Source organism: Streptomyces sp. NPDC037013 (genome assembly GCF_055607265.1).
The window spans coordinates 893,263-906,000 of the sequence record NZ_JBVJRV010000004.1; the positions used below are offsets into that span (position 1 = coordinate 893,263).

At 71.8% G+C, this 12,738-nt stretch carries 11 protein-coding genes; 9 read left to right on the forward strand and 2 right to left on the reverse strand.

The features are described 5' to 3' along the window. Nucleotides 1–86 precede the first annotated feature (86 nt). On the reverse strand, nt 87–425 hold the full coding sequence (locus ACZ7DY_RS18610) for a PRC-barrel domain-containing protein (protein WP_471136714.1): 339 nt from the start codon (nt 423–425) through the stop codon (nt 87–89). Between the two features lie 258 nt (nt 426–683). Between ACZ7DY_RS18610 and ACZ7DY_RS18615 the strand changes: the two genes are divergently transcribed. Beyond that, nucleotides 684–1,244: a DinB family protein gene (locus tag ACZ7DY_RS18615; protein ID WP_471136488.1), complete on the forward strand. Its 561-nt coding sequence runs from the start codon at nt 684–686 to the stop codon at nt 1,242–1,244. A 12-nt stretch (nt 1,245–1,256) separates the two neighbouring features. Here ACZ7DY_RS18615 and cynR read toward each other — a convergent pair whose 3' ends face one another. After that, nucleotides 1,257–2,168, reverse strand: coding sequence for a transcriptional regulator CynR (gene cynR, locus ACZ7DY_RS18620; protein WP_471136490.1), 912 nt, complete (start codon nt 2,166–2,168; stop codon nt 1,257–1,259). A gap of 192 nt (nt 2,169–2,360) precedes the next feature. Between cynR and ACZ7DY_RS18625 the strand changes: the two genes are divergently transcribed. From ACZ7DY_RS18625 to ACZ7DY_RS18660, 8 genes are all read left to right on the forward strand, one after another. Continuing rightward, complete coding sequence (locus tag ACZ7DY_RS18625) at nt 2,361–2,978, forward strand: carbonic anhydrase (RefSeq protein WP_471136715.1); 618 nt, start codon at nt 2,361–2,363, stop codon at nt 2,976–2,978. A 48-nt stretch (nt 2,979–3,026) separates the two neighbouring features. Then, nucleotides 3,027–3,497 (forward strand): cyanase, encoded by a 471-nt coding sequence (gene cynS, locus ACZ7DY_RS18630; RefSeq protein ID WP_471136492.1) that lies wholly within the window; start codon nt 3,027–3,029, stop codon nt 3,495–3,497. A gap of 201 nt (nt 3,498–3,698) precedes the next feature. Continuing rightward, nucleotides 3,699–5,018 carry an ABC transporter substrate-binding protein gene (locus ACZ7DY_RS18635; RefSeq protein ID WP_471136494.1) on the forward strand — a complete coding sequence of 440 codons (1,320 nt, stop codon included), beginning with the start codon at nt 3,699–3,701 and terminating at the stop codon, nt 5,016–5,018. Further along, nucleotides 5,015–5,989, forward strand: a complete 975-nt coding sequence (locus tag ACZ7DY_RS18640) for a carbohydrate ABC transporter permease (RefSeq protein ID WP_471136496.1) — start codon at nt 5,015–5,017, stop codon at nt 5,987–5,989. The genes ACZ7DY_RS18635 and ACZ7DY_RS18640 overlap by 4 nt, the downstream gene beginning before the upstream one ends. 11 nt (nt 5,990–6,000) lie before the next feature. Continuing rightward, nucleotides 6,001–6,813 carry a carbohydrate ABC transporter permease gene (locus ACZ7DY_RS18645; RefSeq protein WP_471136498.1) on the forward strand — a complete coding sequence of 271 codons (813 nt, stop codon included), beginning with the start codon at nt 6,001–6,003 and terminating at the stop codon, nt 6,811–6,813. 33 nt (nt 6,814–6,846) lie between these two features. Next, complete coding sequence (locus ACZ7DY_RS18650) at nt 6,847–10,059, forward strand: glycoside hydrolase family 38 N-terminal domain-containing protein (RefSeq protein WP_471136500.1); 3,213 nt, start codon at nt 6,847–6,849, stop codon at nt 10,057–10,059. A 46-nt stretch (nt 10,060–10,105) separates the two neighbouring features. After that, nucleotides 10,106–11,824: a class I mannose-6-phosphate isomerase gene (locus tag ACZ7DY_RS18655; RefSeq protein ID WP_471136502.1), complete on the forward strand. Its 1,719-nt coding sequence runs from the start codon at nt 10,106–10,108 to the stop codon at nt 11,822–11,824. After that, nucleotides 11,821–12,714, forward strand: a complete 894-nt coding sequence (locus tag ACZ7DY_RS18660; protein WP_471136504.1) for an ROK family protein — start codon at nt 11,821–11,823, stop codon at nt 12,712–12,714. Before ACZ7DY_RS18655 ends, ACZ7DY_RS18660 begins: the two co-directional genes overlap by 4 nt. Nucleotides 12,715–12,738: the final 24 nt, after the last annotated feature.

Below are 12,738 nucleotides of genomic sequence, written 5' to 3' on the forward strand. Positions count from 1 at the left end.
CCGACCCTGAGAACTTGTTTTAGTGTACGCCTGACGGGTGACTGCCGACAGGCGGAGAATGCCGTGCTGAGACCGCCGGAGCGGAATCAGTGGCCCGAGCCGCCGTAATACCCGCCGAGCTGGTCACGGTAGGCCGGGTCGCCCAGGTGCTTTTCCTTGTCGAACTCCGGGGCGTTCTTGATCTGCTCCTTGGTGAGCGAGACGAGGATCTTGCGCTCCTCATTGTCGATCGCCGTCACCGTGCTGGCGGGCAGCAGGACCTCCTTGCCGAAGATCCAGACGCCCGTGTCGACGACGATGTACTGGTTGGCGACCTCGTTGGAATGCTTGTCGACCTTGCCGATGTGACCGTCGGCGGCCTCGACCTTGTAGCCCGTCAGATCGGCATCGGGACCGTGGCCCGCGGTCGGAACGTAGCTCCACATTTCGTTGCTCACGCGAGACTCCTCAATCGACAACTGAAACACGAGTCATTCAATAGGGGGGGCGGTTCCGTAATCGCGTGCCGCTCCCGCAGATCGAGTGTCCTGTCAGAGCGCGGCCAAACAAGAAGGCGCAGAATTTCTCACTGCGTGAAGGCCGCCCCCCCCGGTGCGAAGGGCCGTTCCCCGGTGCGAAGGCCGTTCCCAGGGCGTTCCAAAATCACTGGCGGGTACTGGCCCGCACGGGCGACCATGGCGCGCATGAGCGAGCGACCCGAGCGATGGACCCAGGCGACCGTCCACGCCGACATGTGGACCGACCCCGACGACGACCCCCGGGAGACCGCGGGCGCCGCCCCGGAAGGAGAGCCGGCCACCCTGCTCGACTTCCTGTCGGGGTACCGCATGACGCTGCGGATGAAGTGCGAGGGCCTGGACGCGGAGCAGCTGGCCCGCCGCTCGGTGCCGCCGTCGACCATGTCGCTGCTCGGCCTGGTCCGTCACCTCGCCGAGGTGGAGCGGGACTGGCGCAACTGGATCACCGACGCCGAGCCCCTGCCGAAGCTGTACGGCAAGAAGGACGCGGACTTCCACGGAGCGGTGGCCGACCCGGCGATGGTCGAGGCCGCGTTCGCGGATCTGGAGCGCGAGCAGGCGGAGACCGACGCCGCCCTGGCCGAACACCCGGACCTGGGCACGCGGCTGGGCAGGGAGAGCATCTCCGTCCGGGAGCTGTTGGTGCACAGGATCGAGGAGTACGCCCGGCACTGCGGCCACGCCGATCTGCTGCGCGAGTGCGTCGACGGCCGGGTCGGCCAGTGATCCGGCCCGGCGCTATTGGTGGGTGTGGGGCGGCAGTTGGGTCCGCGTCCACTCGTGGGCCAGAGCGGTGAAGGCCCGAGCGGCGGCGCTCCGGTAACCGCTCTCGCGGTGCAGCAGGGTGACCGTGCGCGTCGGCAGGGCGGGGTCGAGCGGGATGGTGTGCAGGTCCTGGCGGTCGCGGGTGAGGGCGTCGGGCAGGACCGTGGCGAGCGGAGTGTGCCGGACGATCTCGGTGAGCGCGTTGATGGAGGTGGCCTCCACGGCGACGTCGGGCCGCACGGAGTGCCGGGCGAAGTGGGTGTCGATCTGCACCCGGGTGGCGAAGTCCCCGCTGAGCAGGGCGAGTCGGACCGACGACAGCTCGTCGAGCGGCAGGGGAGTGGTGCGGCCGGCCGCCGGGTGACGGTCGCCCACCACCAGATCGAGCGATTCGGTGAACAGGTCCGTGGCCGAGAGACCCGGCAGGCGCGGGCCGTGGAAGGCGATGCCGAGGTCGAGCTCGTCGGCAAGCAGGGCCGGCTCGATGCGTTCCTGTGAGAGTTCCTTCAGGTACAGGGTGATCCCGGGGTGCCGGTCGTTCAGCAGACCGGTGAGCGGCCCGACGAGGTAGGCGGTGAACGTCGGCGTCACGCCCAGCCGCAGGGTGCCGCGGGACAGGTCCGTCACGTCGTGCACGGCGCGCTCGGCGGCGGCCAGGTCCTGCAGGGCGCGTCGCGCGTACGGGAGGTAGGCGGCTCCCGCGTCGGTGAGCCGGACCGTGCGTCCGCCACGGTCGAGCAGGGGGACGCCCAGCGCGCGTTCCAACTGGCGGACCTGCTGGGACAGCGTCGGCTGGGAGATGTGCAGCTCCTCGGCCGCGCGCGTGAAGTTGCCGTGCTCGGCGACGGCGAGCAGATAGCGCAGATGACGCAGTTCAGGGGCCATGCCCTCAACTATAGATGCCAGCAATAGAAGGCATGGCCAGCAAGTCTTGGACGCTATAGGTGCAGCTCATGCAGGGTGGATCCCATCAGCCCGCGAGGGCGGACCCTCCGGTTCCACGGCGCTTCACCGGCCTCCGGGGCCGGGGTTCGCGACCGGGCCGGCCCGCCACCGAAAGGACCGAAGGGAATGACCATGCAAGATCTCGCCGCCGGGGTGAGGCGCTTCCAGAGGGACGTCTACCCGGCCAAGGCGGAGCTGTTCGCGGGCCTGGCCGCCCGGCACGCGCCGGACACGCTCTTCATCGGCTGCTCCGACGCCCGCGTCCTGCCCGAACTGATCACCCAGCGCGAGCCGGGGGAGCTCTTCGTCATCCGCACCGCCGGCAATCTCGTACCGGCCCACTCGCCTTACGCCGACGGCATCGCCGCGAGCATCGAATACGCCGTGAGCGTCCTCGGTGTCGCCGACATCGTGGTGTGCGGCCACTCGGCCTGCGGGGCGATGACCGCCCTCGCCGAGCGGCACGACCTGAGTGCCGTGCCGGCCGTCGCGCACTGGCTGCGCCACGCGGACGCCGCGGCGGCGGGCCCCGCCGGGTCCGAGTCCGGTGCCGCGCGGGTGGCGGCCATGGTCCGTGCCAACGTCCTCACCCAGCTGACCCACCTGGCCACCCACCCCTCGGTGGCCGCGGCCCTGGCCCGCGGTGCGCTGACGCTGCACGGCTGGGTCTACGACATCGCCACCGGCGACGTCGCGGACATCACCCCGACCACCACCCGGACCGAAAACCCCACCCGGGCCGCCGCCTGAGCCGCCCGAACCGACTTATCCCCCCCCACTCCGAAAGGTCAACAACCCATGATCCACGCCCAGTTCGGCCCCGCCGCCCGTCAGCACCTCGCCATCCGCGCCGTCGAGGCCAAGGGCCGCGAGGACCTGTCCTGGCAGCAGATCGCCGACGCGGCCGGGCTGTCCGTCGCGTTCGTCACCGCGGCCGTCCTCGGCCAGCACGCACTGCCCGAGCCCGCGGCCAAGGCCGTGGCGGAACTGCTCGGTCTCGACGACACCGACGCGGCGCTGCTGCAGACCATCCCGACGCGCGGCTCGATCCCCGGCGGCATACCGACCGACCCGACCATCTACCGCTTCTACGAGATGCTCCAGGTCTACGGCACCACGCTGAAGGCCCTGGTCCACGAGCAGTTCGGCGACGGCATCATCAGCGCCATCAACTTCAGGCTCGACGTCCGCAAGGTCGCCGACCCCGAGGGCGGCGAGCGCGCGGTGATCACCCTGGACGGCAAGTACCTGCCCACCAAGCCGTTCTGACCCCGGCGCCGGTCCCTGGCCCCGGCCTGTCGCCGTACGTCCGGCGGCGCGCCGGGGGAGGGGGGAACCACCGCTGGCGCAAAGGGAGTCGGGAACGTAACGGCTCGCGACCCATTGACATCGCACGCGCCCGAGGTGAAGCTCCAAGACGCCCCGTGTTAACGCTAACACCGGGCTGAGGCACACCTGAGGGAGTCATCCGTGTCAGGTAGTCGTCGCCTTTCACCACGAGCACCGCTAGCACCGCGGGCCCCGGCCCCCGCTCGCCGCACCCTGCTCCTCGCCGCCGCGGCCGGCGGGCTCGCCACCGCGTGTGGCGCCGCCCAAGGCCAGCCCCCCGGCAAGGTCGCCGTCCTGGGCGACAGCACGGCCTGGGAGAAACCCATGGCGGCCGCGGGCGAGGCCATGAACTCCGTGGCGGGGCTCCGCCTCGTGCCCCAGGTCAACCCCTCCCTGGAGTCGTTCGAACAGATCGTCAAGTCCTCCCTGCGGACCAGCAGGACCCCTGACATGCTGAAGTACTGGTCGGGCTACCGGCTGCGGGACCTGGCCCGGACCGGCGGCATCGTCGACCTCACCCGGCAGTGGGAGGACGCCGTCGCCAGGGGATGGGTCGACGCCACCCTCCGCGATGCGTTCAGCCACCGGCGCCGCGTCTACGGCCTGCCGATGAACCTCGCCTACTGGGTGTGCTTCCACAACCCCGAGGTCTTCCGCGAACACCACCTGGAACCCCCCACGACCTGGGCCGAGTTCCTCGCCGTATGTACGCGTCTGAAGAAGGCCGGCGTCACCCCGCTGCACGGCACGGCCGACGGGCGGTGGCCCTCCTTCATCTGGTTTCAGGAGATCCTCAGCCGCCAGGACCCGCTGTTCTACCACGCGTTGATGAACGGCCGTGAGCGCTACACCGACCCGCGCGCCGAACGCGCCCTGCGCACCATCGCGTCGTTCTTCGACAAGGACTGGTTCACCCCCATGGACATGAACCACACCGACGCGGCCGCCGCCATGCTGCACGGCAAGGTCGGCATTGTGCCCTGCGGCACCTGGCTCGGCTCCACCCTCGCGGCGGCCGGCGGCAGACCGGGCAAGAACGTCGACGCCTTCGTGCTCCCCATGGCCGATCCCCGAGCCCGGCCCAGCGTCATCTTCGAGTCCAGCGCCCTGGTCGCCACCGTCAAGGGCCCCGACCACACGGAAGCCCGGAAGGCCGCCGGGGCGTGGCTGCACCCCGCCGTCATGAAGGCCTTCGCCCACACCCTCCAGGACGGCTGCCCCAACCCGGAGGTGGCGCCCGCCAACCCCGTCATCGCGGGGCTGGCCGAGAAGGTGCGCGGCGACAAGCTGTGGCTCCTCAACCGCTTCTGGGAGCAGGGCCCGCCCGAACTGGTCGAAGCCACCGTCGACGACCTCGCGGGCTTCCTGCTCGACCCCTCCTCGTACCGCAAGACGCTGCGCACCATACAGGACCGCGCCGACGAGGCCTGGAGGGTGTGGCGGGAGGCGGAGGAGACATGACCGAGACGGCCGCCCCGGCACCCGGCGCCGCCGGTCCCGCGCGTGTCCGCCGCCGGCTGCCCACCCGGACCCCGCACCAGGCCGCGAGGCAGGGCGGCGGGCGGCTCGGCGGCCCGCTCGCCGCCCTGCCCTGGGCGCTGCCGGCCTTCGCCCTCGTCGGCGTCCTCCTCGTCTACCCGTTCTTCCGCAGCATCTACGGCAGCTTCTTCGAGGACAACGGCTTCACCAGCAGCTTCACCGGAGTCGACAACTACACACGTCTCGCCGACGACCCGATCTTCGGCCGCTCGCTGCTCAACACTCTGATGTGGGTGGTGGGCACCCTGGTGCTGCCCGTCCTCGCCGGACTCCTCATCGCCGTCGCCACCCACCGGATGCGGTTCGGACGCGTCGCGCAGCTCGTCATCGTCCTGCCATACGCGATCTCGGCCGCCGCCACCGCCGTCCTGTGGAACTTCATGCTGACCTCCGACGGCGCGGTCAACCAGGTGCTGCGCGGCGTCGGCCTGGACGGCTGGGCGCAGACCTGGCTCCTGGAGTGGCCGCAGAACACCCTCTCCATGATCGTGGCGAGCACCTGGCAGGCGACCGGCCTCAACGTCGTCCTCTTCGCGATCGGACTGCGCGCCATCCCGCGCGAGACGGTCGAGGCCGCCGAACTGGACGGCGCGAGCGGCTGGCGTATGTTCCGGCACATCACCCTGCCCCAACTGCGCGCCGTGACCGTCGTCGTGGTCGGCATGGCCGTCGTGAACAGCCTCAAGGCGTTCGACACCGTCTGGATCCTCACCAGGGGAGGGCCGTCCCGCTCCTCGGAGACCCTCGCGCTGACCATGTACCGCGAGGCGTTCCAGCTGTTCCACGTCGGATACGGCTCGGCCATCGCGCTCGTCCTCTCCGTGATCGTCGTCGCCTCGTCCTGGATGTACCTGCGCCACCAGATGCCCGACACCGGCACGACGAAGAGTTGAGGGGGAGTCCCGTGGGACGCGCGACGCGCAATGCCTTCGTCGCCGGGTGCGTGCTGCTCTGGCTGGTCCCGCTCTACCTGCTGATCGTCAACGCCCTGACGCCGGTGGGCGAGTACGCGGGCAAGCCCGACTGGACCTTCCAGGGCTTCGCCCTCGTGGACAACGTGAAGACCGCCTGGGACGTGGCGGGCATCGGGGACAGCTTCCAGGCCTCGCTCCTCTACGGCGCCGTCTGCGGTCTTCTCGCCGTCCTGGTGGCGGCCATGGCGGCGTTCGCCGTCGTCGTCCTGCCCATCCCCAGGCCGGCGTTCTGGTTCTGGCTGATCTACTCCGGCACGCTCTTCCCGCTGCAGATGTTCCTCGCGCCCCTCTTCGGCCTGTACGCGGACGCCGACCTGTACGACACCAGGCTCGGCCTGATGCTCGTGTACGCGGCATGGGCGGTGCCCTTCGCGTTCTTCCTGATCCGCAACCAGATGGCGTCGATGCCGCCCGAACTGACCGAGGCGGCGCTGATCGACGGGGCGTCGTTCGGGCGGATCTTCTGGCACATCCATGTGCCGCTGATGAAGGAGGGGCTCGCGGCGGCGTTCCTCTTCCAGTTCACGGCCGTCTGGAACGACCTGCTCCTCGGCATCACCCTCAGCCGCAGCCCGGAGGTGCAGCCCGTGATGGCCGCCCTGAGCACCCTCAGCAACGCCTACTCATCGACGGGCCCGCCCGTCATCCTGGCCGGCGCGCTGATCGTGTCCGTACCGACCCTCGTCCTCTTCCTGCTCTTCCGCGGGCTGTTCCTCCGCGGCATCACCGCCTCCGCCCGCTGACCCGCACCATCCCCTTCCCCGGGAGAGATCCGCATGACGACACGGGCTCTGGTCCGCACCACCGACTGGGACAACGACCGGATACGCGCCGGTCTGCGCGCCGACGTGGTCAGCGCCGAGGGAACCCTGCAGGACGGCGCCGTCCTGCGGCTCACCGAGGAACCCCTCCTGCGCCACGCCGACGACGGCACCCTGCTCCAGTCGCTGCGCGTCACACCCGTCGGCGGCGCCGTCGTGCCGGACCGGCTGAGCGTGCGTACGGAATCCGGGGCCGTCCTGCGCCACGAGCGAGTCGCCGGGCCCGGCCGCTCCGTACGGCTCCTGCTGCCCGCCGTCGAAACGGCGACCCGGATCACCGTGGGCGTCCCGGACGGGCGGCACGGCATCGACGTACGGCTGACGCCGCAACGCCGCTGGACGCTGCACCTGATCCACCACTCCCACCTCGACATCGGCTACACCGACCCGCAGGGCCGGGTCCTCGCCGAACACCTCTCGTTCCTCGACTCCTGCCTCGAACTGACCGACGCCACCGACGACTGGCCCGAGGAGTCCCGGTTCCGCTGGTGCGTCGAGTCGCTGTGGTCCTTCGAGCAGTGGACCAGGGCGCGCCCCGCCGAACAGGTCGCCGCGTTCCTGCGCAGGGTCAGGGAGGGCCGCATCGAACTGACCGCCCTGCCGTTCAACCTGCACACCGAGACCTGCTCCACCGACGAGCTGCACGAACTCCTGCGCACCGCCCGCACCGTGCGCGACGAGCACGGCATCCCCCTCACCTCCGCCATGCAGACCGATGTGCCCGGCGCCGTCGTCGGCCTCGTCGACGCCCTCGCCGCGGCCGGCGTGAAATACCTGTCCGTCGCCCACAACTGGGCCGGACGCTCCGTACCCCACCTGGTCGGCGGCGAGAAGCTGCCCCGGCTCTTCCGCTGGCGCGCACCGAGCGGCAACAGCGTCCTGGTCTGGGTCACCGACACCCCGCACGGACTCGCCTACATGGAGGGCCCGCTCCTCGGCTTCGACACCGGCTACGCGGACGTCGACGACCTGCTGCCCGCCTACCTGACCTCCCTCGCCACCAACCCCTACCCCTACCGGGGCGGCATCTTCGGCTGGGCCATGGACCACACCGAGGTCAAACGCGAGCCCTACCCCTGGGACGTGCTCCACCTGCGCGTCCAGGGCAAGTTCGGCGACAACGCGCCGCCCCGCCGCGTCATCGCCGACACCGTCCGCCGCTGGAACGACACCTGGGCCTTCCCACGGCTGCGCCTCTCCCGCAACGAGGACTTCTTCACCGACGCGGAGGCCAGGATCGGCGGTGAGATCCGCACCTTCGAGGGGGACTGGACCGACTGGTGGGTCGACGGGATCGGGTCGGGGGCGCGCCCCCTCTCCCTGGCCAGGACCGCCCAGTCCGTGGTCGCCGACGCCCAGACCATCGGCACGTTCGCAGGACTCCTCGGCGCCACGGGGGCGGAGGAAGACAGCGCGGACGCGTCCGGGGTCTACGAGGCGGTGTCGCTCTTCGACGAGCACACCTGGGGCGCCGGCGACCCGTGGACCCACGGCGACGAGGGCGGCCACAGCGGGGAACACCAGTGGCACTGGAAGTACGGGCAGGCGATGCGCGCCCACGACGACGGCAACGCGCTCCTCGCCCGCGCGAGCGCCCGACTCGGGCAGCGGCTCGCCGCCTCGCCGGACGCGGCGGCCACCTACCATGTGGTCAACACCTGCTCCTGGCCCCGCACCGACGTCGTCCGTCTCTTCCTGCCCGAGAGCACCGTGCCGCTGGAGCGGCCGGTGACCGTGCGCGATGCCCGCGACGGACGCCGACTCGCGTGCGAGGAACGGCCGCAGAGCAATGACGACCACCGCGACGCCGGCCGGTTCCTGCTCGTCCGCGTCGACGACGTCCCGGCCGCGGGATCGGTGCGCCTCGACGTCGTCGCCCCGGCCGCCGGGGCCTCCCACGGGCCGCGGGGCGCGACGGTGAAGGCCTCCACCGGGTGGAACCCGACCGGGGGCACCGAGCGCGAGGACCCCGCCGAGTCCGCCGCCGAGGCCCTGGCCCACCCCGATCCGACCTTCCTGGAGAACGAACACTTCGCCGTCCGCGTCGACCTCGCCCGGGCCTGCCTCGCCTCGGTCGTCGACAAGAGGACCGGCCGCGAACTCGTCCGCGCGGACGCCACCGTCGGCTTCAACGGCTACCTCCACGACAGCTACACCACCGCGGGTGCCTTCAACCACAACTCCAGCCGCACCACCGCGTCGGACCGCCTCGAACACCTCGGCGTCCGCGCCGTCGCCCCGCCCGCCGCGCTCATCGCGCGCCGCTCCACCGCCACCGCCGAGTCGATCACGTACGAGACCCGCCCGGCCGGCGCCAACCGGCTGCGCACCACCCTCACCCTCGCGCACGGCGTACCCCGCCTCGACATCGAGAACCGCCTCGACAAGGACGCCCGGACGGGCAAGGAGAGCGCCTACTTCGCCTTCCCCTTCGCCTTCGACGCGCCGCTCGTCCGCATGGAGGCCTCGGGCGGCGTCACGGGCACCGGACTGCCCGTGGTGCCCGGCTCCGCCCCGCACATGCGGGCCGTGCGCCGCTGGGTGACCCTGGGCGACGACGAACTGACGGTGGCCTGGGCCACGCAGGACGCGCCGCTCGTGCAGTTCGGCAACATCGCGCTGCCGTACGCGCCCTTCCCGAGGACCATGGACCACGACGAGCCCGCCACCGTCTTCTCCTGGATCCACAACAACCTCTGGGACACCAACTTCCCCAGCGGGCAAGGCTTCGCGTACACCTACCGGTACAGCCTGGCCAGCGGCCCCCGTGCCGAGGGCCTCGGCCCGCGAACGGCCGCGGCCGGGAGCCGCCCGATGCGCGCCGTCCGAGCCAGGGGGGTCTCGGACGGCGCGCCGGACCACCACGCCTTCATCGACCTGGACGACCCCCGCGTCCGGCTCGTCGGCGCCACGACACCGTGGCCCGGACACGTCCTGCTGCGCCTGCAGTCGTTCGCGGAACAGCCGGTGACCTGCCGGATCGGCGCACGCTTCCCGGTCGCCGCCGCCCACCGCGCGGACTTCCTCGGCGCCGCGACCGGTGAACTGCCGTACGCGGACGGTGCGGTGACCCTTGACGTGCCCGCGCTCGGCACGACCGGGGTGCTCCTCGTCCGCCCGTCCGGCACACCCGACAGCCCGTCCGAGGAGACCACCCCGCACCCCTGAGGCCAGTCCAGAGCGTTGTTCCGTACGTCCGCGCGAAGGAGAACGTGTGTACCGGCTCGACCCGCGCTACGCCCCCGCGCCCGGGACCGTCCTCGCCACCGGCTGGCACGACGTCGCCGCGCGACTGCCCCCGGGCCCCGCCACCGTCGCCGTGGACGGCCCCCCGACCGTGGACTGGGCGGGTCTCGCCGCTCACCTGACCGGAGAACTGTCCGCACGCGGCACCACCGTCCGCACCCTCGACCTGCGCGACCACCATGCCCCGCCCGCCGAGGTGCGCCGCCGCACCGAGTCCGCCGCGACCGCCGAGGACCCGTACTACGCCAGGCTCTGCGAAACCCCGCTGCGCGCCCTCTTCGACGACCTGCCGCGGCCGCCCCGCCTCCGGGGGCGTGAACTGCTGCTGGTCCACGGCCCCGGTGCCTCGCTCGTCCCGCACGACCTGCTCTGGTACGCCGACCTGCCCAAGCGGTACGCCGAGGCGGCGGTCGCCGCGGGCACCGGCCGCAACCTCGGACTCCCCGACGACGAAGGGCGGTTGAGGCGGCTCTTCTACATCGACTGGCCCGTCCTCGACCGGCACCGGGACGCCCTCGCGCCCCGCCTCGACGCCTGGCTCGACGTCCAGGACCCGCACCGGCCCACCTACCTCGACGGCAATGGACTGCGCGCCACCCTCGCGCAGCTCTCCCGCCGCCCGGTGCGGACCCGCCCCTACTTCAACTCCACGCCCTGGGGCGGCCATTGGGCCCAGCGAGAGCTCGGGTTCGACCCCGCCACCCGCAACACCGCCCTCGGCTACGAACTCATCGCCCCCGAATCCGGCGTCCTCATCGGCACCCACCCAGGCCAACAGGCCGAAATACCCTTTCAGTTGCTGTGCGTCCTGCACCCCACCGACATGCTGGGCGCCCAGGTGACCGCGCGCTTCGGCACCTCCTTCCCGATCCGCTTCGACTACCTCGACACGCTCGACGGCGGCGACCTCTCCGTGCACTGCCACCCCACGGAGCCGTACATGAGAGAGCGTTTCGGCTGGCCCTACACACAGCACGAGGCGTACTACATGACCCTCGGAAGCGCCCGGACCCGCGTCTTCCTCGGCCTGCGCGAGGACGCAGACCTCGACCTCTTCCGCAAGGAGATAGAGGAGGCGGCCCACGACGGCACCCCCATGAATCCCGAAGACCACGTGATGACCTTCCCCGCCGAACAGGGCCGCCTCTTCATGATCCCCGCCGGCACCCCGCACGCCTCCGGCGCGGGAAACGTCGTCCTGGAGATCAGCGCCACCCCCTACCTCTACTCCCTGCGCTTCTACGACTGGCTGCGCCCCGACGCCGACGGACGCCCCCGCCCCCTGCCCTACGAACACGGCCTCGCCAACCTGGAGACCGGACGCCGCGGCGAGGCCGTCGCCCGCGACCTGGTCCAGGAACCCCGCACCCTGCGCCAGGGCCCCGGCCGACGCGAGGAACTCCTGGGCGCGCTCGACGAGATGTTCTACGAAGTACGGCGCCACACCCTCGACCCGGGCGCCGTCGCCGACGACGACACCGCAGGCCGCTTCCACGTCCTGAACGTCGTCGCGGGCGAGGGCGTCCTGCTGCGCACGGCGAACGGGGAGCGGCACCCGCTCTCCTGGGCGGAGACGCTGACGGTGCCCGCCGCCGTGGGCCCCTACCGGCTGGTGGCGATCGGCGACACCCCGGTCCAGGTCGTCAAGGCACTCGTCCGCGCCGACCACCCCCGGTCTGCCTCATGAGGCCTCCTCGCGCCAGACCCGTCCTCGAACTCGGCGGCACCCACGTGACCGCGGCCCTCGCGGACCCCGGCGGCGCGACCGTCACCCGGCACGTCCGCAGACCCGTCCGGGCCCGCGGCTCCGCCGAACACGTCCTCGGTACCCTGGTGCGCTGCGCCACGGAACTGGCCGCGCCACCGGGACAGGTGTGGGGCGTCGCGGTCCCGGGCCCCTTCGACCACGACAAGGGCGTCGCCCGCTTCGCGGGCGTCGGGAAATTCGACGACCTGTACGGCATCGACGTACGCACGGTCCTGCTCGACGCGGTGTGGCCGCGTCCCGCCGAAGCCGTCTTCCTCAACGACGCGCACGCCTTCCTCCTCGGCGAATGGCACGCTGGCGCCGCACGCGGACACGACCGGTGCGTGGGCATCACCCTGGGGACCGGCGTCGGTTCGGCCTTCATGGTGGCCGGTGACGTCCGGCGCGAAGGCCCCGGCATTCCGCCGCAGGGCCGCATCGACCTCGTCGAGGCGAACGGCAGGCCACTGGAGGACTCGGTGTCGCGGCGGGCCATCCTGGCGCGCTACGGCGTCGACACCACGGCCCCGGGCGCGGACGGCGGCCCGGACGTGAGCGGAATCGCGGACCGGGCGAGGGCGGGGGAGCGGCGTGCGCGGCAGGTCCTCGACGCGACGTTCACGACCCTCGGCACCGTCCTCGCCCCGCACCTGCGCGCCTTCGACGCGACCGTCCTCGTCGTCGGCGGCGCCATGGCCGCCTCCTGGGACCTGCTCCGCCCCGCGCTCCGCGCCGGGCTGGGAGATACTCCCGTCACCCTGCGCGCCGCGGGGCTCGGCGCGAACGCGGCGCTCGTCGGCGCGGCGGTCCACGCGGCCGCCGTGCCCTGAACCACCGCGCCCCAAAGGCGCCGA